At 66.1% G+C, this 22,123-nt stretch carries 19 protein-coding genes; 8 read left to right on the top strand and 11 right to left on the bottom strand.

Translation table 11 applies throughout. The annotated features are described in order from the left end of the window. Window positions 1-2: 2 nt before the first annotated feature. Window positions 3-2,003 carry a glycoside hydrolase family 172 protein gene (locus A5691_RS17780; protein WP_082950390.1) on the bottom strand — a complete coding sequence of 667 codons (2,001 nt, stop codon included), beginning with the start codon at window positions 2,001-2,003 and terminating at the stop codon, window positions 3-5. 1,645 nt (window positions 2,004-3,648) lie between these two features. Then, window positions 3,649-4,686: a non-homologous end-joining DNA ligase gene (ligD, locus tag A5691_RS17775; RefSeq protein WP_067747197.1), complete on the bottom strand. Its 1,038-nt coding sequence runs from the start codon at window positions 4,684-4,686 to the stop codon at window positions 3,649-3,651. Window positions 4,687-4,712: 26 nt separating this feature from the next. Here ligD and A5691_RS17770 point away from each other — a divergent pair, with 26 nt between their 5' ends. Next, window positions 4,713-5,783 carry an ATP-dependent DNA ligase gene (locus tag A5691_RS17770; protein WP_067747193.1) on the top strand — a complete coding sequence of 357 codons (1,071 nt, stop codon included), beginning with the start codon at window positions 4,713-4,715 and terminating at the stop codon, window positions 5,781-5,783. A gap of 27 nt (window positions 5,784-5,810) precedes the next feature. Here the strand turns inward: A5691_RS17770 and A5691_RS17765 are convergent, their stop codons facing one another. Continuing rightward, the gene (locus A5691_RS17765) at window positions 5,811-6,101 is read right to left on the bottom strand and encodes a hypothetical protein (RefSeq protein WP_068018862.1); all 291 of its coding nucleotides are present in this window, start codon (window positions 6,099-6,101) and stop codon (window positions 5,811-5,813) included. Window positions 6,102-6,252: 151 nt separating this feature from the next. Between A5691_RS17765 and A5691_RS17760 the strand changes: the two genes are divergently transcribed. Then, window positions 6,253-6,621, top strand: coding sequence for a hypothetical protein (locus tag A5691_RS17760; protein ID WP_067747243.1), 369 nt, complete (start codon window positions 6,253-6,255; stop codon window positions 6,619-6,621). A gap of 227 nt (window positions 6,622-6,848) precedes the next feature. Here A5691_RS17760 and A5691_RS17755 read toward each other — a convergent pair whose 3' ends face one another. From A5691_RS17755 to A5691_RS17735, 5 genes are all read right to left on the bottom strand, one after another. Next, window positions 6,849-7,898, bottom strand: a complete 1,050-nt coding sequence (locus A5691_RS17755) for a hypothetical protein (protein ID WP_156675726.1) — start codon at window positions 7,896-7,898, stop codon at window positions 6,849-6,851. Window positions 7,899-8,037: 139 nt separating this feature from the next. Next, complete coding sequence (locus A5691_RS17750) at window positions 8,038-9,264, bottom strand: cytochrome P450 (protein WP_068018856.1); 1,227 nt, start codon at window positions 9,262-9,264, stop codon at window positions 8,038-8,040. 45 nt (window positions 9,265-9,309) lie between these two features. Then, window positions 9,310-9,795 (bottom strand): NUDIX domain-containing protein, encoded by a 486-nt coding sequence (locus A5691_RS17745; RefSeq protein ID WP_068018853.1) that lies wholly within the window; start codon window positions 9,793-9,795, stop codon window positions 9,310-9,312. A gap of 7 nt (window positions 9,796-9,802) precedes the next feature. Next, on the bottom strand, window positions 9,803-11,158 hold the full coding sequence (locus A5691_RS17740; RefSeq protein ID WP_067747184.1) for a wax ester/triacylglycerol synthase family O-acyltransferase: 1,356 nt from the start codon (window positions 11,156-11,158) through the stop codon (window positions 9,803-9,805). A gap of 42 nt (window positions 11,159-11,200) precedes the next feature. Then, on the bottom strand, window positions 11,201-12,277 hold the full coding sequence (locus tag A5691_RS17735) for an SDR family oxidoreductase (RefSeq protein ID WP_067747182.1): 1,077 nt from the start codon (window positions 12,275-12,277) through the stop codon (window positions 11,201-11,203). A 338-nt stretch (window positions 12,278-12,615) separates the two neighbouring features. Here A5691_RS17735 and A5691_RS17730 point away from each other — a divergent pair, with 338 nt between their 5' ends. Beyond that, window positions 12,616-13,113 carry an adenosine-specific kinase gene (locus tag A5691_RS17730; RefSeq protein ID WP_067747180.1) on the top strand — a complete coding sequence of 166 codons (498 nt, stop codon included), beginning with the start codon at window positions 12,616-12,618 and terminating at the stop codon, window positions 13,111-13,113. Between the two features lie 25 nt (window positions 13,114-13,138). On the opposite strand, the gene A5691_RS17725 is transcribed toward A5691_RS17730, so the two are convergent. Beyond that, window positions 13,139-13,531 (bottom strand): DUF1330 domain-containing protein, encoded by a 393-nt coding sequence (locus A5691_RS17725; protein ID WP_231981040.1) that lies wholly within the window; start codon window positions 13,529-13,531, stop codon window positions 13,139-13,141. 2 nt (window positions 13,532-13,533) lie between these two features. Then, window positions 13,534-14,391: an SDR family NAD(P)-dependent oxidoreductase gene (locus tag A5691_RS17720; protein ID WP_067747177.1), complete on the bottom strand. Its 858-nt coding sequence runs from the start codon at window positions 14,389-14,391 to the stop codon at window positions 13,534-13,536. 100 nt (window positions 14,392-14,491) lie between these two features. On the opposite strand from A5691_RS17720, the gene A5691_RS17715 reads away from it, so the two are divergent. Genes A5691_RS17715 through A5691_RS17700 form a run of 4 tightly spaced genes read left to right on the top strand, consistent with a single transcriptional unit; the run spans window position 14,492 to window position 17,437 of the window. Then, window positions 14,492-15,571 (top strand): dihydrodipicolinate reductase, encoded by a 1,080-nt coding sequence (locus A5691_RS17715; RefSeq protein ID WP_068018850.1) that lies wholly within the window; start codon window positions 14,492-14,494, stop codon window positions 15,569-15,571. Next, entirely contained in the window at window positions 15,568-16,068 is a 501-nt protein-coding gene (locus A5691_RS17710) for a VOC family protein (protein WP_068018847.1), read from the top strand. The genes A5691_RS17715 and A5691_RS17710 overlap by 4 nt, the downstream gene beginning before the upstream one ends. Beyond that, on the top strand, window positions 16,065-16,838 hold the full coding sequence (locus A5691_RS17705; protein ID WP_068018844.1) for an SDR family NAD(P)-dependent oxidoreductase: 774 nt from the start codon (window positions 16,065-16,067) through the stop codon (window positions 16,836-16,838). Before A5691_RS17710 ends, A5691_RS17705 begins: the two co-directional genes overlap by 4 nt. Then, a complete protein-coding gene (locus A5691_RS17700; protein ID WP_067747168.1) occupies window positions 16,835-17,437 on the top strand; it encodes a TetR/AcrR family transcriptional regulator in 603 nt (200 codons plus the stop codon). Before A5691_RS17705 ends, A5691_RS17700 begins: the two co-directional genes overlap by 4 nt. Here A5691_RS17700 and A5691_RS17695 read toward each other — a convergent pair whose 3' ends face one another. Continuing rightward, on the bottom strand, window positions 17,438-18,424 hold the full coding sequence (locus A5691_RS17695; RefSeq protein ID WP_067747163.1) for a D-2-hydroxyacid dehydrogenase family protein: 987 nt from the start codon (window positions 18,422-18,424) through the stop codon (window positions 17,438-17,440). Between the two features lie 235 nt (window positions 18,425-18,659). On the opposite strand from A5691_RS17695, the gene A5691_RS17690 reads away from it, so the two are divergent. Then, window positions 18,660-22,043 carry a pyruvate carboxylase gene (locus A5691_RS17690; RefSeq protein ID WP_068018894.1) on the top strand — a complete coding sequence of 1,128 codons (3,384 nt, stop codon included), beginning with the start codon at window positions 18,660-18,662 and terminating at the stop codon, window positions 22,041-22,043. Window positions 22,044-22,123: the final 80 nt, after the last annotated feature.

Here is a 22,123-nt window from a genome sequence, read left to right as displayed (position 1 = left end):
GATCAACCGGTCACCGTTTCGACCTGGTAGCGGCTCGCCGTCCAGGGCGGGGAATCGGGCGCGGGCGTAAGGGTGAGGGTCAGTTGCGCCTTGCCGGCAGTCACCGGTGGCGGCAAGAGGTAGGTGTCGTCGAGCCAGCGGTGAATACCGTTGTTCCGCGGCTGAAGCCAGGTCCCGACGGGGACGCCGTCGACCGCGACGTCCGCGCGTTGGAATCCGTTCGCTTGGTCGGATGTGCGACGCAGCAGGATGCCTCGGTTGTCCGGGTCGGTTTCGACGTGGAACGTGATCGCGGCCGCGGCGGCGCGCACCGACCCGATGACCGGACGGGTGTCTTCGCTGCCCTCGTATTCGCTGACCAGTAGTTGATCGGCGGCGTCGGCGTCAGCGTAGCCGTGCAGCAGTCGGCTGACCGGATCGCTGGGTCGGACATCGTCCCCGGCGGTCAGGGCGTCGTTGGGTTGCGTGTAAAGGAAAGCGGTTGAGCTGTAATCGGGTTGGACCATGTTCCGCTTGCCGTGCTCGATGCCGAAGCGGATCGCGGAGTGGTAGTCGACGGCGTCGGCCAACATGAGCCGGTAGACGGCGACGCAATAGTCGGCGCAGCCGCCGGCCACCGTGCGTTGGTCGGGTTGACCCGTGAGCGGGTCACTGAATCGAGTGCCGTCCTTGAAATACCAGCCGCCCTCGTAAAGGTCCTCGGTGCCGGTGCCGTACCACTGGGGCGACGCGGCACCGTCGGTGTAGACACGCTCCGCCCCTTCGAGGAAGTATGGGGCGCTGTCACTGAACGCGGTTTTGATTCGGGAACCGCGAATGGTGTGGCTGACGCCGACGAACTTCCCGTGGCCCTGTTCGTCGGCGAACAACCAGTCCTGGCCGAAGGTGGTCGGCGCGGCGTGGGAGCGGGCGGTGAAGTAGCCGGCGCGTCCGCCCGCCAACGCGGACTCCCACTCGGGGTCGGGCTCGGTTGCCACGTCGCTGCCAATTTTGGCCACGGGGTCGCCGGTGGTGTTCACGAGCGTGATGCGAGCCGCATGCGCGAATGGCATCGGCCACCACGCGGACAGCGACAGCGATCCCCCGGGTTGCGGAACCGCGGAGAACATCAGCGACCGTACCGTCACGGCGCCCAACCCGGCCCCGAAGAACTCCCCGAGCGGGGAGTCGACCATGGTCCGGCCATCGAATTCCATCTGCAGCCGCACGCCGTTCAGGAGCTGATCGGTCGGTTCCGGCAGCTGCAGCTGCAACGCCGAGATGCTGCCCGGGCCTGCAGATTCCGCGATGGTCGCCGCGGCACCGGGGAGAAGATCGACAACCCGGTTGTCGTGAACCGGACTCGCCGCCGAGGGTTTGGGATCGGCGGTGCCCGCCGCGCGCAGTGTGGTCAGCACGTCGATTGCGCGATCGGCGGGTGAGAAGGTGGTGACGCCCTCGGCGGTCGAGAATTGGCGATAGTCGACGTGGTAGTACTCGAGATTGGATGTGACGCTGATACGCATCGATTCGCGGTAGGGCATCGGCACCTTGATATACACCCCGCCCGGCGACTGCGCCGCGTTGGCCACCAGCGGCCATTCGAACGGCGCACCCAGCGCGCCATCAACCACCGATTGCAAGGGCGCGTCCAATACCGTCCGGCCGTCGAGCTCGACACGGATGCTTCCGATCCGGGTCACCTTGCCGCCGTCGCGGGTGAACCAGATCGAATCCACCTCGCCGGCACCGCGATCCTCCGCGACGACGCAGCCCGCGCCGCCCGACGCCAAACATCCGCCGGTGCCGTTGCGGTTGCCGGTGGAGAAGTCGAAATCACCGCCGCTGCGGTCGAAGCTCGACAGCTGCAACGCCTGCGTGCCGGTGCGCAGATAGGGCAACAGATCCAGCCGACGGTAGGTGTCCCATCCGACCAGGCGGTCGCCGGCGTCACCGCCAACCGGCTGGGCGCGTGCGACGGTTGCGGCGGTGACACCGGCCGCGGCAGAAAGCGCAAGGGCCAACGCCGCGCACAACACGCGAGCCGCCAGCCGTACAGCGGCAAAGCCTACTTTTCCCGGTCGGGTTGACCGGGTTTGGAATCTTAAGCCCGCAACGCTCGCAGGCGCTGTTGCGTGAAATGCATTCAAAGCGTTGGCGGTTCGTAAATGGGGCCCGGAATTGGCACGTGCGGATCCGCCGGCGCGGTCAATGTTGGTCGTTGAGTCAGCTTACCGAGCTCACCGACAGGATTGCAACGGGCATGACGATATCGGGAGACACGAACGAAGGCCGTGTTCCATCGGTTAGAGCCGTATGTCGGTTCCCCCGAACACGTTCCACATCGCCCTGCATTGTTTGAAATGTAGGTCGGATCGCGCGCGTCCTCATATTATCGCGCGTTCCGAGCCCGCGGGACGATTTCGAGAATGAATGCAAAGCGGACGCCGGCGACGCATTAACCCACGCCAGGACGCCGCTCGGCGGCGGCCCGTGACCCCCTTCAATCAGCTGACGTAGATCGCCGCAAATTTAGTGAATGCCATAGCATTCCGCATTGCACTCACGTAATATAACCCTCCTCGGGCGTAACATTTCTCCTCAGGGGATGGAGTGGTTCATGTCTCGTTGGAAGTACAAGGTTATTCTCGGCCTGGTCCTGGCCTTCACGGCTACCGCAGCCTCCGGATGCACGTTTCCGGTGACCATTGATTGCGGCCCCGGACTAACCTGCACGCCGTAAAGCTGCCCGACAACCGTCGGGGGGTTGCGCTACTGGCACGCTCTACTCGGTACGAGCCATCCATGGGCCTATCGAGTGCATCATTAGCGGTATCGAGCGTGCCAGTCAGCGCGTCCCAGCCCTCGCGGCGCAACGGAGATGAAACCGCTCGCGGCTCAGGCGATTTCATGACGGTCGCGGACGATCATCAGGCGCGCACCCACTTTTGGCGAGAACGCATCGCGTCAATCGAGCCGCCGCCCTAGCGTAGGTCCGACATCAGGCGCGTCGTCATGACCAAAACCCTTCGGCGCTGAATAGCTGGCCCCTCCAGCGAGGGATCTACTGCGATCTGGTCGGCATTGAATGCGCCACGGCGTTCTTTCTTATGGTGCTGTGGCACAACATAATCCAGCCTAGGCGCGTCGGAAGTTTTACAGGCGGCCATCCACTGCCGTCAACAGGAGGACTTAAATGAGCGCAAATATGTTGAACGCCATAGCGTTCCGCATTTCGCTCACGTAGAATAACCCTCCTCGGGCGAAGCATTTCTTCTCAACGAACGGAGTGGTTATGTCTCGTTTGAAGTACAAGGTTGTTCTCGGCTTGGTACTGGCCGCCACCGCATTAACGAGCTCCGGATGCACGCTGCCTACCTTCTCGTGTAGCGGTGGGGCCACCGGAATTACCTGCACACCGTAGGTGGTCTTCGCGCTGACTGGCACGCTTTAGTTGGCAAGCAATACTTTTGGGCCTATCGGCGTGCCAGTCAGCGCGTACCGGCGCGCTTAGTCATACGGCGGTTTTGCACTGTTGCACATCAAGTCGATTCGGGCTGCCTTGAATTCGCAGAGGTTCCAAGACCAGAGACCCAGCTGCGCTGGGACGAGCTTGGACCACCCAGCCGTCACTGTGACAAATCGCATGGGAGTGCTCCACGAGCGAGGTCACTTCGACTTGTTGTCTTTCTTCAAGTCCGTATCCCGGCTGGGCTGAACACGTTTGGGCTCCCCGGGCATCTTGGGGTAGTTCGGCGGATAGGGCATGTCCCCAAGGCCGCGATCTTCGTCGGCGTCGGCCATCTCGAGCAGGGGCGCGATCGACTGCGCCACGTCATCCATTGCAGCCCAAGGGTCCTGGCGGTCCTTCACCAGATCGGGAACCGTCGCCATCGTGTAGTCGTCCGGTTCCGCGCCGGCCAGCTCTTCCCACGTCATCGGCGTCGACACCGTCGCTATCGGGGTGCGCCGCACCGAATACGCGGAGGCCATGGTTCGATCCCGAGCGTTCTGGTTGAAATCGATGAAGATGCGCTCGCCCCGTTCTTCTTTCCACCACGACGTGGTGACGGCCTCGGGCGCGCGGCGTTCCACCTCACGGGCCAGGGCGATCCCCGCTCGGCGCACCTCGACGAAATCCCAGTCCGTGGCGATCCGCAGAAAGACGTGAATGCCGCGGCCGCCGGACGTCTTGGGGTACCCGACCAAACCGAGCTCATCGAGCAGGGGCCGCAACACGTCGACCGCGACCGTCCGCGCCTGCTCGAACGCGACTCCGGGTTGCGGGTCGAGGTCGATGCGCAACTCGTCGGGATGGTCGGTGTCCGGGCAGCGTACCTGCCACGGGTGCAATGTGACGGTGCCCATCTGTGCCGCCCACACGATCGCCGAGGGGTGGGTCACCCTCAGCGCGTCGGCGGTGCGTCCGGACGGGAACGTCACCCGGCAGGTCTGCAGGTAGTCGGGGTGGTGCTGCGGAATCCGCTTCTGGTAGATCTCCTCGCCATCGATGCCGTCCGGGAAGCGCTGCAGGTGGGTGGGCCGGTCGCGGAGCGCGTCCAGCATCGGGCCGCCCGCCACGGCCCTGTAGTACTCGACGAGCCGCCGCTTGGTGCCTTTGGTGCCCAGCTTGGGGAAGTAGACCTTGTCCGGATTGGTCAGGCGCACCGCGACACCGTCGACGTCGAGCTCTTCTGCAGCAGCCATACCAACGATTCCAGCACAATCGGCCTATGGACTTACCCGTCATGCCCCCGGTGTCGCCAATGCTGGCCAAGTCGGTGCGATCGATCCCGCCGGATGCGTCGTACGAACCCAAATGGGACGGATTCAGGTCCATCTGTTTCCGTGACCGCGACGAAGTGGAGCTGGGCAGTCGCAACGAGCGGCCGATGACGCGCTATTTTCCCGAGCTGGTGGCCGCGGTGCGTGCTGAGCTGCCCCAGCGCTGCGTTATCGACGGTGAGATCGTCATCGCCACGGAGCACGGCCTGGATTTCGAGGCGCTACAACAACGGATCCATCCGGCGGATTCGCGGGTGCGCATGCTTGCCGAGGCGACGCCCGCGTCGTTCATCGCGTTCGACTTACTCGCCCTGGGGGACGACGATTACACGCGGCGACCGTTTGCCGAGCGGCGCGCCGCCCTCGTCGACGCGTTGGCGGGCTCGGGCCCGTCGATCCATGTCACGCCGGCCACCACTGACATCGAGCTCGCGCAGCGTTGGTTCGATGAATTCGAGGGGGCCGGCCTCGACGGTGTCGTCGCCAAGCCACTGACCGTGACCTATCAGCCCGACAAGCGCGTCATGTTCAAGATCAAGCACGAGCGCACCGCCGATTGCGTCGTCGCCGGGTATCGCGTGCACAAGTCGGGCGGCGATGCGATCGGATCGCTGCTGCTCGGGCTCTACCAGGACGATGGTCAGCTCGCCTCCGTCGGTGTGATCGGCGCGTTCCCGATGGCTGAGCGGCGACGCCTATTCACCGAATTGCAGCCGCTCGTCACCGATTTCGACGGTCACCCGTGGAACTGGGCCGCCCACGAGGCCGGCGAACGAACGCCGCGCAAGAACGAATTCTCCCGCTGGAACGCCGGCAAGGATCTTTCGTTCGTGCCGCTGCGGCCGGAACGCGTGGTCGAGGTCCGCTACGACCACATGGAAGGCCGGCGCTTTCGGCACACCGCACAGTTCAACCGGTGGCGTCCGGATCGGGAACCGCGCTCGTGCACCTACGAACAACTCGAACAGCCGGTCACCTTCAGCCTCGGGGACATCGTGCCTGGCCTGGGGTCTGGCTAGCTGACGCCGATCCGCCGCCTTTTGGGTTCAGCCGTCGATGTGCGTCGGCGGGTCGGCGAAGGCCAGATCTCCAGGGTGTTGGTCAGGCCCCATCAGATCGCAGCGCTTATCCGGCACCAGGTAGGAGCTGGCGCCGTTCCAGATCAGGTGCGTGAATCCCACGCAACGCTGCCAGGTGCCATCTGGCTGGACGGGTCCATCGCATTTGCTGAGGAACGATCCTCCGTACTGGCAGCCGGCGCTGGCCGGCGGCGCCACGGCGATCAAACCTCCGGCCGTCAGCACGGCGGCCAGTCCTCCGACGATGCAGTGCTTCATGGTGGTCTCCCGTTCACATCGCCGCTGGTGCGTCGCGCAAACACCACCGACAGCACAGCCAGCACCAATGACGCTACCGCTTATCCGCCGGCTCGGCGGGCCAATCAAGGTGGGACGTTTAACGGCCGCCGGGGCGGGCACGCGCACCTACATGTCAGTGACAGCGTTTCAGGATCTGCCCTTGGCCGACCGCGACCGCAAATGGGACGGTGACGCGGCCGAGAAACGGGTGCGCAAGTGGGCCGCAGCCGAAGACGCGCCGAACCAGAAGTATCGCGACGCCCATGTCTGGTACGACAACGGGAAGAAGGACAACTTCACGGCGTACAAGTTGCTGATCGCCGATGTCGTGGGTGGCGATCTCCAGGCGGTGCCGCGCGGGGTGATGGCAGCGGGCGCCATCATGGACGGTGCACGCGGCGGTATCGACCTGCCGAAGACGGACGTGGACCGGGTCAAGAGCCACCTGGCCAAGTACTACAAGAAGATGGGCGAGAGCCCGCCGTGGGAGCGCGGCTGAGCTTTCCCGCCGCCGCGAGCCGCGACGATCCCCGCAGCGCGACGGCGGTCGGTGCTTCCGGCCCGCTGTCGGCCTGGAGTTGGGGCAGAGCACCGCTATCGCCGATCGGCCGCCCTGGGTTTCCGGCTGGCCTTGGGGGCGCCCGGGCAGTGCAGACCGGCCCCGACCAAAGCCCAAGTGCCCCAGCGCCGGACGGCGGCCGGCACCTCCGCTGTGCGGTCGGCCCGTCAGAGGAAGGGCAGCAACCGGTCTGGCCCATCTGGCTTCGTCACATCGGCGAGCCCGGACTTGAATCCCTCCAGTCCACCACCTTTCGCCCTCGCGTCGGCGATCCGCCGCTGGGCATCGTCGGGCAGGCGCTCCCTTCGGTCGGGTCTGTCCCACAGCTCGATGGTTTGCACGACCCAGTAGATGGCGAACTCGATGATCAGGAGTGCCTCGACCAGCAACACCCATAATTCCCAGCCGCGGTGCACGAGATGTGCTGTGACGATTGCGATCAACGTCACGAGCATCACCACCGCCATACCTCGGTAGAACCGCCGGTAGGCACGGTGATGGGATGATTTCGACTCGTCTTCTCGCTTGACGAGGTATCCGGTGCAGAACACGGTGGCGATGAATGTCGACAGGAGCAGGAACCCGGCTGCGCCGTGCGCCTGCGCCAAGAAAAACTTGTGATCGAAGATGAAGGTGAGCAGGCCGACCACCATGGTCAGCCAGAACAAACCCAGCGCCAGTACGCCGCCCGGGCTTCTTGTCCGCTCGGTGCGGTTGCGCGGGGATTGCCACAAAACAATGCCCCAACCCAAAAGCAGTCCGATGACCACCGCCCAGACGTTGGGCCGAGTGACGGCGTCGACGTTGTATTCGGGCGGCAGGTCAGCCCGTCCGCACAGTGACGAGGGCCGACCTTGGGGCACGATCGCTGCTATCAATGCGGAGACCCCGGCCAAGCTCAACAGAGCGTCCTCGGTGTCGCTGCTTCCCTTGTACATGATGAAAAGGGCGCCGAGCGCCAGAAGCGCGGCGATGACGATGCTGTGCGCGGAGGTGTAATAGTAAGCGCTGATGGCGAATTGCCAGCACGTGGCCGAAAGCCTTTCGATTATCACGGCCGCGGCGAGCATCACCATGATGACCACCATGCCGACACGCAAATCACGGTAGACGGCGAGCGTGATCGGAACCAGACGAGGACCCGGTCCGTTTGATCCATTTCCGCCTCCCTTTCCGGGACCGGAAGTGCTGTCGCCCTTTTCGTTCTCTTTGGTCATGTCCGTTACCTGCTTGACTGCGTCGTGATACGGCTGACCAGGGGAGTTTAGGACTATTGATATGCCGCCGCGCGATAATCCGGTTTTGGTCGAGGTGCGGCCACGATGACTTGCCCTGGGTTCGCGCGCGACGCGGCGGTCAGACCGTGACCATGAGCCGTGACAATCCCCGCAGCGTGACGTTGGCCTTATACTCCGGCTCGCTGTCCAGCCCTGCGTTGGGGAATCGCGCCGTAATAGCCGATAGCGCCACGCCTGCTTCCAGCCGGGCCAGAGGTGCTCCCAGGCAGTAGTGGGCTCCCCGACCAAAGCCCAAGTGCCGCAGGGGCGTCCGGTCCGGATCGAAGGTGTCGGGCCGGTCGAACTCCGCCGGGTCGCGGTGGGCGGCGGCGATCAACAACATCATGACATCGCCCGCGGGCACCTCTAAGCCGCCAATGGCCATGTCGGCGAGGGCAATTCGGCCGACCAGTTGCACCGGCGGGTCGTAACGCAGGGTTTCTTCCACGATCGCCGACGCTCGGTATGGGTCGGCGCCCAGAGCGGTCCACTCGATGGAACTCCGCAGCATTGCCAACACGGCGTTTCCGATGAGGTTCACCGTGGTCTCGTGTCCGGCGATCAACAGGAGATTGCAGGTCGCGACGATCTCGTCCTCGGTCAGTTGGTCTCCGGACTCCTCCACCGCGATCAGACCCGACAGCAGGTCGGCACCGGGTTGTGAACGACGGCGCTCGATCAGGTCGTGAAAGTATGCGCGCAGCCACGCCCCGGCCTGTTGCCGCTCGTTCGCGACGTCCGGTGGCACGCCGGTGATTGTCGAAAACGGGTCCAGTGCCTGGGCCAGCAACGCCGACGCCCGGCTGAACTGTGGCTCGTCGTCGAGCGGCACGCCGAGCAGCCGGCAGATCACCGCCACCGGCAGCGGATAGGCGTACTCCTCGACAACGTCAAAGCGTCCCTTTTCCGCGATTCGATCGAGCATTCCGTCGACCAGCGACCGAATGTCGGGCTCCAGCGCGCTCACCACCTTCGGCGCAAACGCCTTGCTGACCAGCCTGCGCAGCCGCGTGTGATCGGGCGGATCGAGAAACAAAAACCCCGGCGGCCCCTGCCTCTGGGGGGCCGTGCCGGCCTCGGCCTGCCGCTTGGCGACCGTCGAGTTGACGTTGTCGCTGCTTGACAAGGGGTGCCGCAACACCTCGTCGCAATCGCGGTAGCTGGAGAACACCGCCAGGTTGGCCTCCGGCAACTGCAGCGCTCCGCCGTCGCGAAACCGCGCACAGAGTCGATACGGGTCGGGCCGGTTGGCCGGATCCAGCAGCTGCAGCAGCAGCCCCTGGGATTCGGTCGGTGCGGTCGTCATGCGGCCATTGTGCCCGTCGTTGGGCCCTGTCGATTTCCACGCATGTCACGCGCCTTCGCGTAATCCCGCCAGATGCGGATCCGCCATCAGCCGGTCCAGGAAGGCGAGCTGCCCTTTCAGCAGCTTGACGCGCGCCTGCGCCACCGAAAACCAGCCCACCCGATCGACTTCCGGGAACTCGCGCAGCCTGCCCGACCCCTTCGGCCACTCCAGTTCGAAGGTGTTGCTGCGCGCCTCGGTCACGTCGAGGTCGGCGCCGACGGCGAAGGCGGTGACCACCTTGCCACCGGATTGTTTCAGCTGGCCGAGGTCCAGCCGGGCCCCGAACGGCACCGGAAGCCCGAGCTCCTCGGCGAACTCGCGTTGCGCGGCGGCCCAGGGATCCTCGCCATCGGCGTACTCCCCTTTGGGAATCGACCAGGCGCCGTTGTCCTTTCGCGCCCAGAAGGGGCCGCCCGGGTGCGCGATCAGGACCTCGGCGACGCCGACGCGGGTCCGGTACAACAGCACGCCCGCACTGAACTTCGGCATCGGCGGATCAGGCTCCGGCGGCGCGTTCCAGGTCTTTGAGGGAGGACTCCAAATGCGCGAGCAAGCGCTGCAGGTGTGGGACGCTGCGCCGGCATCCCACCAGGCCGAAGTCCAGGTTGCCGGCGTTGTTGGCCAGCGTGATGTTCAGCGCCTGCCCGTCCAGCGCGATGGACAGGGGATAGTTGCCGTCGAGCCGGGCGCCCCCGTAGTAGATCGGCTGGGTAGGCCCCGGGACGTTCGAAATGATGATGTTGAACGGTGGCGACGTCGACGCCACCCAGCCCGGGACCGCCGCCAACGCCAGGGCGGAGGTGTTGGCCGCGGACAGCGCCAGCGCCTGGAACCGAGGCAGCTGCGAGAACACCTGCTTGTTGCTCCGCATGGACTCGCTGATGGTCTGCAGTCGTTGTGCGGGGTCGTCGCTGTCGGTGGCCAGGTTGCACAGGATGGCGCCGACGAGGTTGCCCCCTGCGTCGGCCTCGTCTTCGGTGCGAAGGCTCACCGGGACCATCGCGATCAGCGGCGTGTCCGGTAGCGCGTTCTGCTCGAGCAGGTAGTAGCGCAGCGCGCCCGAACACATCGCCAAAACGACGTCGTTGACCGTCACACCGGCGGCCTTCTTGACGCTTTTGATCCGGTCCAGCGACCAGGACTGCGCGGCGCAGCGGCGAGCGCCGCCGATCTTGACGTTCAGCATGGTGCGCGGGGCGCCGAACGGCAACGTCAGCTGCTGCTCGAACAGCGCCGCCCGCGCCAGCGAAAGCGATGAAGGGGCCAGTGCCGCAATGGATCCCGCCGCACTCAACGCCGAGCGCAGTGGGCTTACCGGGCTGCTCTTGCGCTTGCTTTTGGGCAAGCTCCAGGGCGCGCGCATCTCGGTGTCGTCGGGGTCGGTCGACAGCGCGCGCTGCATGAGTTTCTGCGCGGAGACACCGTCGATCAGGGCGTGGTGGATCTTGGTGTAGATGGCGAACCGGCCATCCTTGAGGCCCTCGATGATGTGGGTCTCCCACAGCGGACGGTGACGATCCAGCAGGCTGCTGTGCCACCGCGAAGTCAGCTCGAGCAGTTCACGAATGCGCCCGGGCGACGGTACCGCCGAACGCCGGACGTGATAGTCCACGTCGACGTCTTTGTCGTAGGACCAGCCCAGGTTGGCGATGCCGCCGACGAACGTCGCCGGATGCTTGCGAAATGTCGGCTGGAAATCATCCTGCGCCACCAAACGGTCGTAGAGCTCCCGGACGAAGCCGCTGCCCGCGCCGCTCGGCAGCTCGAACAATTGCAAGCCGCCGACGTGCATGGGATGTTCCCGCGACTCTCCCAGCAGGAATATCGCGTCGGTGGGCATCATCAGTTCCATCCACCAATTAGACCGCGACTGGCGTCGGGACGAAGGCGCTCTTCAGAACATCGCGGCCGAGCCGACGTTCGGATGGCGACGCATGTATTCGACGAGCCGATCGACATAGCTGCCGAACGCGGGCGCCTCGATACCACTGCCTGCGAGATCAGCCCGGCAATGATCGGTCAGGTAGAAGGTGGGTTGGACGAAGTAATCGACTGCTTCGGGGGGAATTCGCATCAAGCGGTAGAGCCCCGGGACGTGTGCTAATGCGGCTTTGGTCATTCTCAGGGGCAACGAAACCTTGAGGAGTTCGCGGCCCGTCGCCTGGGCCAGCGCATCCGTCATCTCCTCGACCGTGAGCGGACGCGGATCCGCCAGCTGATAGGTGCGCCCCTCGGAGCCGGGCAGGCCGCTCAGATATCCGACCGCGTCAACGACGAAATCGCGCGGGACCACGTTGACGCGCGTAGTCGCGGGGTCGCCCACCATCGGGAGGACCGCGTACCGGGGCTGTCGCAGCAGCCACTGCATGACGAAGTAGGGCCCGTCGAATTTCTGGGTCTGCCCGGTATGGCTGTCGCCGACAACGATCGCGGGCCGATAGATCGTCGCGGGCATGCCCGCGGACATGTGCCAGCGCACGTCCGCCTCGGCGAGGTGCTTGGTCTCTTCGTAGTGGTTGTTGAACGGCGCACCGACTTCGAGGTCGTCCTCGCCGAACGGGCCGGCGTAGCGGCCGCTGACGTAGCAGGTGCTGAAGTAGTGCAAGCGCGTCAACCGGGGACAGTGCTCGAGCGCGCCCAGGACGTTTCGGGTGCCGTTGACGTTGACCCGGACCGCCACCTCGCGGGGCACCGCCAGGTCGTATGCAGCCGCCAGGTGCCACGCCTCGGTGACCTCGTTGAGGTTATCTGCGGCGATGCCGAGCCCCGGCTGGGTGATGTCGCCTTCCACGAGCTGAATCCGCCCCTCGAGGAAGGGTTCCGCCGAGCTCAATTCCGCCACGCGTCGCTGCGCCAGTGCGCCGAACTTGGGCTGCACCACACAGATTGCCGAGTCGCCGGTGCGCTTGAGGATGCCCGGCAGCAATGCACTGCCGAGAAAGCCGGGAAATCCGGTCATCAAGACGGTCATCGCTATACTCCTTGGCCGGTCGAATTCGTCAAAGTAATTGCGGCGGGGAGACTGTGCGCTTCGTCGCGGATGGGACGGCTCTGGTCAAGCGGGACGCGCGAGGAACGTCTGGACTCGACGAAATTGAGCGAGGTTTTCATCGCTGATCCCCCACCGAAAGGGTTCCGTAGAAGAGCGACGCTATCGAATAACGGGGGCGTTAGGGCGGGTCTTTCGACCCTCGACGACCGCCATTGGTCCTCCGTTGGGTCGCGTGCGCCGACTACCCCCGTTGGGCCGAGGGGCGCTGCCGCCGGACGCGCCTTCCGGCAGGACCTCAGGGGTGGCAGCATGAGTTCGTGGCGACAACAACGTTGACGTGGGACGTGGTGGCCGTTGACAAGCCGGACGATGTCAACGTGATCATCGGTCAGGCGCACTTCATCAAGACGGTCGAAGACCTGCACGAGGCGCTGGCCGGGGTGAGCCCGTCGCTACGGTTCGGAGTGGCTTTCTGCGAGGCTTCCGGGCCGCGGTTGGTTCGCCGCAGCGGCAACGACGCCGACCTGGTCGAACTGGCGACGCGCACCGCGCTGGCGATCGCGGCCGGGCACAGCTTCGTGGTCTTTCTGCGTGACGGCTTTCCGGTGAATGTCCTCAATCCGGTGAAGGCGGTTCCGGAGGTCTGCGGGATCTACTGCGCCACAGCCAATCCGGTCGATGTCATCGTTGCGGTGTCTCCGCGCGGTCGCGGCATCATCGGCGTCATCGACGGGCAGACTCCCGTCGCGGTGGAAGGTGATCGTGACGTGGCCGAGCGCCACGCTCTACTGCGCGCGATCGGTTACAAGCTCTGAGGTCTCAGCAGTCTCGTGGGCCCGCTCAGTCGAGCGTAAGCGACCACGTCGAGGTCGCGATCAGGTCGCCGCGCTCCAGCGCCTCGATACGGTGCTCGTGGGCCTGGAGATATCCCGGGTCGGTCACCATATCGATGAACGCCTGCGGAGTCGGGTACTCGACGATGAGAATGGCGTCCCACCAAGGCCGTTCGCCCTCGCCGGTCACGACGGTCGGTGCTGTCCCGGCGTAGCGGACGACGGCGCCCGCGTGCTCCAGGTGCGGTATCACCGCCACGCCGTAGCGCTGGTAGGCCCCCACCCCGCCGGGGGTCTTGAACTTCAACAGGTTGACCATCACCACCGGTTCATTCGCCGGACGCGCGGCCAGGGCGGCGAACTGCTCGGCGGTCGGCTCCAGCGGATTGCTCGTGGCCACGATTAGAGCAGATCCGTAATGGTCTTGAGGCCGGCGTCGTACAGCACGCCCGGCAGCATCCCGCCGTCGTGCTCGATGGTGGTGCCGTTGACGAAGTCGGCCTCCCCGCCGGCCAGGAAAACGCACACCCTGCCCACCTCCGCGGGCTCACCCGCACGGCGCAGCGGGACGGCCGCGAAATACTTTGCGCCCGTTGGATCGTCCTTGGGCAGCACGAAGGACCGGAAGTTCTCGGTCATCGTCGGTCCGAGCGCGATGCAGTTGACCCGCACCTTGGGGCCCCACTCTTCGGCCAGCGAGCGGGTGAGGTGGTTGAGGCCGCTCTTGGCCGCGCCATAGGAAACCAGCGTCGGTGATCCCGCAGGATGCCCTGCCCCGCTGGAGATGTTGATGATGCAGCCGACGCCGTCCTGGGTGCGCATTTGCCGGTAGGCGCGGATGGCGAACCACAGCGGGCTGATCAGGTTCATCTGGACCGCGAACGCGTGGAACAGCGCCGTGCGCTCATACTCGTCGTCGCTGCCGGGGGCGCCCTGAATGCGTTGCACCAGTTCGGGAATGCTCTCGACGTGCGGCGCCGGCACCGTTCCGCCGGCGTTGTTCACCAGGATGTCGATCCGGCCATGCTCGGCGACGACATCGGAGACGAATGAGTCGATCGCGCGGTAGTCGCCTTGGTCGCACACCTTCTGGAAGGCCCGGTCCGCCCAGTCCGGCTCCACACCGGGAATGGCGCCGAGGGGTGAGCGCGAACAGCCGACGACGGTGGCTCCGGCCCGGAGCAGTTCGTGGGCGATCCCGACGCCCACGCCGCGGCTGGTTCCGGTGACGACCGCGACCTTGCCGTCCAGGACACTCATGCGCAGGCCTTCCTACCCGAAGCCATTGTTGACAGTCACTGCCAGCGGGTCATACTGTGCCATTTCGGTCATCGGCGTGTAAAGCATCGGAGGTCAGGCGATGAGTAGTCCGTCCAAGCTGCGCGTCATCCAATGGGCGACCGGAGGAGTCGGCAAGGCGGCCATCGCTTGCGTCCTGAATCATCCCGAGCTGGAGCTGGCCGGCTGTTGGGTACACAGCGCCGAGAAGAACGGCCTCGACGTCGGACGGATCCTGGGCACTCACGACCTGGGCGTCACCGCCACGTCCAGCGCCGACGAGATCCTGGCGCTGGATGCAGACTGTGTGGTGTACAGCCCGTTGGTGCCCAACGACGACGAAGTCATCGCGATCCTGCGGTCCGGCAAGAATGTGGTCACCCCCGTCGGTTGGGTGTACCCCGACCCGAACAACTCGCGGCACAGGGCCGTCGCCGAAGCCGCGGCCGACGCCGGAGTGACCCTGCACGGTTCGGGGATCCACCCCGGGGGCATCACGGAACGATTCCCGCTCATGCTGTCCTCGCTTTCCTCGGCCGTCACCCACATCCGCGCCGAGGAGTTCTCCGACATCCGGACCTACAACGCCCCGGATGTCGTGCGCCACATCATGGGGTTCGGCGGCACGCCCGAGGAGGCCATGCAGGGCCCGATGGCCGGCCTGCTCGAGGCGGGCTTCAAGCAGTCGGTGCGAATGATCGCCGATCACATTGGATTCCGCATCGACCCGAACATCCGGACCATTCAGGACGTCGCCGTGGCGACCGCCGACATCGACTACGCGCCGTTCCCGATCACCACAGGAAAGGTGGCGGCGCGCCGCTTCCGCTGGCAGGCACTCGTCGACGGCGAACCCATCATCACGGCGGCCGTCAACTGGCTGATGGGGGAGGAAAACCTGGATCCCGGCTGGGATTTCGGCGGGCGCGGCGAACGCTTCGAGGTCGAGATCACCGGCGATCCGACCGTGAGCCTCACCTTCAAGGGCCTGCAGCCCGAAACGATCGCCGAAGGCCTGGTGAAGAATCCGGGCGTGGTGGCCACGGCCAACCATTGCGTCAATGCCATTCCCGACGTCTGCGCCGCAGAGCCCGGCATCAAGACCTACCTCGATCTGCCCCTGTTCGCCGGGCGCCCGGCTCCCGGCCTCACCACGTCATGACCGGCGTCCTCGGCGACGTCTCGTTCTGTCACCTCGTGGTCGGTGTGACCGACATGGAGCGCGCCCTGGCCTTCTACCGGGACCTGCTCGGGATGGAGGTCGTGTTCGAAACCCTCATCTCCGGTGAGCCGTTCGATGCGGCCCTGCACGCCACCCGCAAGCAGGAGGGTCGGGTGGTGGGCGGCCTGCTGGGCGGGCTGATGGTCGAATTGCTGTCGTTGGGTGCCGGCCCTCCCGACCAGAAGCCGGCGCGTCGAGGCGTCACCGGCATCCACAACTTTTCCCTGTCGGTGACCGATCTCGACGACACCCACCGGCGCGTCACCGCGGCGGGCTACACGCCCGACCAAGAGCCATTCGAAATCGGCGGGGTGCGAATGTTTTTCGTCAAGGACCCGGATGGGACGGCGGTCGAGTTCATCGAACTCCCCGACGGTGCCCGCAGCACCTACGAGATGCACCGCGGGGTACCGCTGCGGCTGGGGCCGGCCGAATGACCTACTCGCACCCCTCCTCGATGCAGGGCCACGTCGCCGTCGTCACCGGCGCCGCCCAGGGCGTCGGCAAGGGTGTCGCCGCCGCCCTGCTGGAACGCGGCGCCGCGGTGCTGCTGGTCGACATTCAGCACGAGTTGCTCGGCACGACAACGGCGGAGCTCTCCTCGATGGGCCCCGTCGAGAAGCTGACCGCCGACCTGCGCGACCCGGACAGCGCCCAACGCATCGTGGCCGCCGCGGTCGACGCCTTCGGCGCCGTCCACGGCCTGGTCAACAACGCGATCGCCACCAACGAACCCAAGGCGTTCGTCGACATCACCACCGAGGATTTCGCGCTCGGTCACGACGTCGGGCCGCGGGCGACCTTCCTGCTGATGCAGGCCGTGCACCCCGTGATGGTCGCGGCCGGGGGCGGCTCGATCGTCAACCTGGGCTCGGGGACGGGTACCGGCGGCGAACCGAGATGGGGCGGGTATGCCGCCGCCAAGGAGGCCATCCGGGGCCTGTCGAAGGTCGCCGCCCTCGAATGGGGACGTGACAACATCCGCGTCAACGTGATCTGCCCGTTCGCCGAGTCGGACGGTGTCAAGCTCTGGAAACAGTTCGCGCCCAAGGATTATGCGAAGGCGGTGAGCCGCGTCCCGATGAAGCGCATCGGCGATGTCCGCACCGACGTCGGCGCGCTGGTGGCCTTCCTGCTGGGCACCGACGCGACGTTCATCACCGGCCAGACCATCCACGTCGACGGTGGAATCGGCTGCTTCCGGTGAGCGGGCAGTCGCTGCGCGATCGGCAGCGCGCACAGATCCGGGCCGACATCAGGCGCGCGGCGTTCCGGCTGTTCGTCGAACGCGGATACGACGCCGTGACGACCGAGGAAATCGCGGCCGCCGCGGGCGTTTCGCCGCGCACCTTCTTCCGGCACGTGCCAACGAAGGAAGAGCTGCTGCTGGCCCCCGTTCGCCACGGTGGCGCCGCGATCGTGAACCTCCTCGAACAGCGGCCCGCCAGCGAGCCCCCGGACGTCGCGTTGATCAACGCCATCGTCACGCGAACCCGGTCCTTCGAGCAGGCCGACACCGACGAATGGCGTGAGGCGCTGCTGGTGGCCCCCGACCGGCTTCGCAAGGTCACTGTGCACACCCCCGCCGACAAGGAGCGGGCGGCCAAGCTGATCGCCGAGCGCATGGGCGTGAACCCCGGCGTCGACATTCGCCCCGGGCTGCTGGTCCAACTGGCCTTCGCGGCAGCGGATTTCGGCTTCCAGCGATGGGTGCGACAGTCCGGGCGGCCCTGGCCTCTGGACCGTTATGTCACCGAGGCCCTCGAAGCCGTCAAGAGCCCGTACTGGAGACGGAAGCGCACCTGATCAACCAGGGTTGGCGATCCGCACCGGCGCCCCGTCCAGCCACGCGACCACCGCCTCCACGGTGTCGGCGTAAAAGGCGCCGAGCATTTCGCGGGTGACGTACCCCAGGTGGGGCGACAGGGTGACGTTCGGGAGTTGCCGCAACGGGTGCTCGGGCGGCAGCGGTTCGACGTCATAGACGTCGAGTCCGGCGCCGGCGATCCGCCCGGTGTCCAGCGCGGTCATCAGGGCGGCCTCGTCGACGATCGGTCCCCGTGACGTGTTGATCAGGTACGCGTGCGGCTTCATCAGGGCGAATTCGGGCTGGCCGACCAGCCCCCGCGTGCGTTCCGAAAGCACGACGTGGATCGAGACGACATCGGACTCTTCGAACAGCGCCGCCTTCTCGACCCGGCGTGCACCAGCGGCCGCGGCGGCATCCGCGGTGAGGTTCTGGCTCCACGCAATGACTTCCATGCCGAACACCCGCCCGTATTCGGCCATGCGCTTACCCACCCGCCCGAGGCCGAGCAGCCCGAGCGTCTTGCCGGACAGGGTGAGGCCGGTCGTGGTCTGCCAGGCACCGTCTCGCATGCGGCGATGTTCCTCGGCCAGATTCCGCACCGTGGCGATCAGCAATCCCCAGGCGAATTCGGGGGTCGCGTCGTGCACGGAGCGGAATCGCGGATGGGCGAAGTCGGTGTGGGCCACGAGGATCCCCCGCTCGGTGGCCGCGGCCAGGTCCAGGTTGGGCAGGCTCCTCCCGACGATGGTGATCAGTTTCAGGTTCGGCAGCCGTTCGAGCAGCGTCCGCGGCAGCGCCATCCGCTCACGCAGGGTGCAGATCACGTCGAAGGGCCGCAACGCGTCGGCCGCCTCTTCCTCGCCGAGGTGCCGGTCGAAAACGGTTATGCGGGAGCGGGTTTGCACGGGCGACCAGTCGGCGAGCCGCAGGGCCGCACCGGCGTAGTCGTCCAGAATCGCCACCTGGGGCGTGGGGTCACCCATCCCACCATTGAAGCACCGACCCTGGATCGCGGACTCGCGCGGCCGGGTGCTGCACAGGCACCCAGGGTGTGACCGCGCGCAGATAGGGCAGATCGGTGCTGCGGTGCGGATCGACCGCACCGGGTGGTCCGCAGAGCAGAAGACACACCGACATCATCGAGCCGACCGGTTTCACGCGTGATCCGTCCGGCCAGCGCATATGTCGGATCGCCGCAACGCGCTCTATCGTAACTACGTGTTCGCGAAAGTACTGGTCGCCAATCGTGGGGAGATCGCGATCCGCGCCTTCCGCGCGGCCTACGAATTGGAAATGGCCACCGTCGCGGTCTATCCCTACGAGGACCGCAACTCCGTGCACCGGTTGAAGGCCGACGAGTCGTATCAGATCGGCGAGGAAGGGCACCCGGTACGCGCTTACCTGTCGGTCGACGACATCGTCGCCACGGCCCTGCGGTGCGGAGCCGACGCGATCTACCCCGGCTATGGATTCCTGTCCGAGAATCCCGACCTGGCGGCGGCGTGCGCGGACGCGGGCATCACGTTTGTCGGCCCTAGCGCGGAGGTGCTGGAGCTCACCGGCAACAAGTCGCGAGCGATCGCGTCGGCACGGGCGGCTGGTCTCCCGGTCCTGGCCTCGTCGGCGCCGTCGACGTCGGTGGATGAGTTGGTCGCGGCGGCCGAGTCCATGACGTTCCCGTTGTTCGTCAAGGCGGTGGCCGGGGGCGGCGGTCGGGGGATGCGCCGCGTGACCGAACCGGCGGCCCTGCCCGAGGCGATCGAGTCGGCCAGTCGTGAGGCCGAGTCCGCCTTCGGTGACGCCTCGGTGTTTCTCGAGCAGGCCGTGACCAACCCCCGCCACATCGAGGTGCAAATCCTGGCCGACACCCACGGCAACGTCATCCACCTCTACGAGCGCGACTGCAGCGTCCAACGCCGCCACCAGAAGGTCATCGAGATCGCGCCCGCACCGGATCTGGATCCAGAACTACGGGAGCGGATCTGTTCCGACGCGGTGGCGTTCGCGCGAAGCATCGGCTACACATGCGCGGGCACAGTGGAATTCTTGCTCGACGAACGGGGCAACCACGTCTTCATCGAGATGAATCCCCGCATTCAGGTGGAGCACACCGTCACCGAAGAGATCACCGACGTTGACCTGGTATCCGCCCAACTGCGGGTCGCTGCCGGACAAACCCTGGAACAGATTGGCTTGAGCCAGGATTCCGTCGTCCCACACGGTGCGGCGCTGCAGTGCCGCATCACCACCGAGGATCCAGCCAACGGCTTCCGCCCGGACACCGGCCGGATCACCGCCTACCGCACCCCGGGCGGGGCGGGAATCCGGCTGGACGGCGGCACGACGCTGGGCGCCGAGATCAGCGCGCACTTCGATTCGATGCTGATCAAACTGACCTGTCGAGGGCGTGACTTCGCCACCGCCGTGCGGCGGGCGCGGCGCGCGGTCGCGGAGTTCCGCATCCGCGGTGTCTCGACGAATATTCCTTTCCTGCAGGCGGTTCTGGACGATCCTGACTTCCAGGCCGGACGCGTCACCACGTCGTTCATTGAACAACGTCCGCAACTGCTCACCGCGCGCAGTTCGGCCGATCGCGGCACCAAGATCCTGACCTACCTGGCCGATGTCACGGTCAACAAGCCCCACGGCGAGCGTCCCTCGACGGTGTACCCGCACGACAAACTTCCCGACATCGACTTGTCGACAGACCCCCCGGCGGGATCCAAACAGCTTCTTGCCGAACTCGGGCCGGAGCGATTCGCGGCGTGGCTGCGTGAATCGCGCGCAGTCGGCGTCACGGATACCACCTTTCGCGATGCGCACCAGTCCCTGCTAGCCACGCGGGTGCGCACCAGCGGGCTGATCATGGTGGCTCCCTACATCGCACGAATGTTGCCGCAGTTGTTGTCGATCGAATGCTGGGGCGGGGCGACATACGACGTCGCGCTGCGGTTTCTGAAGGAGGACCCGTGGGAGCGGCTGGCGGCCCTGCGCGAGGCGATGCCCAATATCTGCTTGCAGATGTTGCTGCGCGGACGCAACACCGTTGGCTACACGCCCTATCCGGACACCGTGACGACGGCGTTCGTGTCGGAAGCGACCGCAACCGGCATCGACATCTTCCGGATCTTCGATGCGTTGAACAACGTCGATTCGATGCGCCCGGCGATCGACGCGGTTCGTGAGACGGGCACCGCCGTCGCCGAGGTGGCGATGTCCTACACCGGTGATCTCAGTGATCCGGCCGAACGCCTGTACACCCTTGACTATTACCTGAAGCTGGCCGACGAGATCGTGTCGACGGGTGCGCACGTGCTGGCGATCAAAGACATGGCCGGGTTGTTGCGCGCGCCCGCCGCCACGACGCTGGTTTCCGCGCTGAAGTCGCGATTCGACCTGCCAGTACACGTGCACACCCACGACACCCCGGGCGGGCAGCTGGCCACCTATGCGGCGGCCTGGCTCGCCGGGGCCGACGCCGTGGACGGCGCCGCGGCCCCGCTGGCCGGAACCACGAGCCAGCCGGCGTTATCTTCCATCGTGGCCGCCGCGGCACACACCACCTACGACACGGGCTTATCGTTGGATGCCGTCTGCGCCTTGGAGCCGTATTGGGAGGCGCTGCGAAAGGTGTACGCGCCGTTCGAGTCCGGGCTGCCGGCCCCGACTGGACGGGTGTACCGGCACGAGATCCCGGGCGGGCAGCTGTCGAACCTGCGCCAGCAGGCAATCGCGTTGGGTTTCGGTGACCGTTTCGAGGACGTCGAAGACGCTTATGCGGGGGCTAACGCCGTCCTCGGCCGCCTGGTCAAGGTGACCCCGTCGAGCAAGGTCGTCGGGGACCTCGCCCTGGCGCTGGTCGGTGCAGGTGTCAGTGCGCGGGATTTCGCCGCCGATCCCGAGCGTTACGACATCCCCGACTCGGTCATCGGCTTCCTCCGCGGGGAGCTCGGCAACCCGCCGGGCGGCTGGCCTGAGCCGTTGCGCACCAAGGCGTTACGAGGTCGCGGACCGGCGAAGCCGGAACAGCAGCTCTCGGGCGCAGACGAACGGGCGTTGGCAGCGGCGGGCAGCGAGCGGCAGGCGGCGCTGAATCGGCTGCTGTTCCCCGGCCCCACGAAGGAGCTCGAGGACCATCGTGAGCAGTACGGTGACACGTCGCGCCTGAGCGCCAATCAGTTCTTCTACGGGCTTCGCCAGGGTGACGAACATCGAGTCGAGCTCGAGCGCGGCGTGGAACTGCTTATCGGCCTGGAGGCGATTTCCGATGCGGACGAGCGCGGCATGCGTACCGTGATGTGCATTCTCAACGGGCAGTTGCGACCCATCGTGGTGCGTGACCGCAGTATCGCCGCGGATGTGCCCGCCGCCGAAAAGGCCGACCGCGACAACCCCGACCATGTCGGTGCGCCGTTCGCCGGCGTCGTTACGGTGACCATCGACGTCGGAGCGGAAGTCGAAGCGGGCCAGACGATCGCGACGATCGAGGCGATGAAGATGGAGGCAGCCGTAACTACCCCGAAGGCCGGAAAGGTGGCCCGAGTCGCCGTCTCACAGACCGCCCAGGTCGAAGGCGGCGACCTCTTGGTGGTTGTCAGCTAGCTCACCATCGAGCAGTTAGCGCCCGATATGCAACCGCTGCCGGGGGTGCGCTGGGCGCTGGTGGGCGGCGGAGGCGCCGC

Origin of the sequence: Mycobacterium sp. E183 (assembly GCF_001667735.1) — a bacterium.
Lineage (GTDB): Bacteria > Actinomycetota > Actinomycetes > Mycobacteriales > Mycobacteriaceae > Mycobacterium.
This window is presented reverse-complemented; position numbering and strand designations above follow the sequence as displayed.

What these genes read in the sequence shown, in the direction of transcription:
- A5691_RS17720 (WP_067747177.1), bottom strand. Translation starts at nt 14,391, where the DNA reads ATGAGTGTCCTGGACGGCAAGGTCGCGGTCGTCACCGGAACCAGCCGC.
- A5691_RS17745 (WP_068018853.1), bottom strand. Translation starts at nt 9,795, where the DNA reads ATGCCGAAGTTCAGTGCGGGCGTGCTGTTGTACCGGACCCGCGTCGGC.
- A5691_RS17770 (WP_067747193.1), top strand. Translation starts at nt 4,713, where the DNA reads ATGGACTTACCCGTCATGCCCCCGGTGTCGCCAATGCTGGCCAAGTCG.
- A5691_RS17735 (WP_067747182.1), bottom strand. Translation starts at nt 12,277, where the DNA reads ATGACCGTCTTGATGACCGGATTTCCCGGCTTTCTCGGCAGTGCATTG.
- A5691_RS17755 (WP_156675726.1), bottom strand. Translation starts at nt 7,898, where the DNA reads ATGACCAAAGAGAACGAAAAGGGCGACAGCACTTCCGGTCCCGGAAAG.
- A5691_RS17760 (WP_067747243.1), top strand. Translation starts at nt 6,253, where the DNA reads ATGTCAGTGACAGCGTTTCAGGATCTGCCCTTGGCCGACCGCGACCGC.
- A5691_RS17710 (WP_068018847.1), top strand. Translation starts at nt 15,568, where the DNA reads ATGACCGGCGTCCTCGGCGACGTCTCGTTCTGTCACCTCGTGGTCGGT.
- A5691_RS17740 (WP_067747184.1), bottom strand. Translation starts at nt 11,158, where the DNA reads ATGGAACTGATGATGCCCACCGACGCGATATTCCTGCTGGGAGAGTCG.
- A5691_RS17750 (WP_068018856.1), bottom strand. Translation starts at nt 9,264, where the DNA reads ATGACGACCGCACCGACCGAATCCCAGGGGCTGCTGCTGCAGCTGCTG.
- A5691_RS17715 (WP_068018850.1), top strand. Translation starts at nt 14,492, where the DNA reads ATGAGTAGTCCGTCCAAGCTGCGCGTCATCCAATGGGCGACCGGAGGA.
- ligD (WP_067747197.1), bottom strand. Translation starts at nt 4,686, where the DNA reads ATGGCTGCTGCAGAAGAGCTCGACGTCGACGGTGTCGCGGTGCGCCTG.
- A5691_RS17765 (WP_068018862.1), bottom strand. Translation starts at nt 6,101, where the DNA reads ATGAAGCACTGCATCGTCGGAGGACTGGCCGCCGTGCTGACGGCCGGA.
- A5691_RS17695 (WP_067747163.1), bottom strand. Translation starts at nt 18,424, where the DNA reads ATGGGTGACCCCACGCCCCAGGTGGCGATTCTGGACGACTACGCCGGT.
- A5691_RS17705 (WP_068018844.1), top strand. Translation starts at nt 16,065, where the DNA reads ATGACCTACTCGCACCCCTCCTCGATGCAGGGCCACGTCGCCGTCGTC.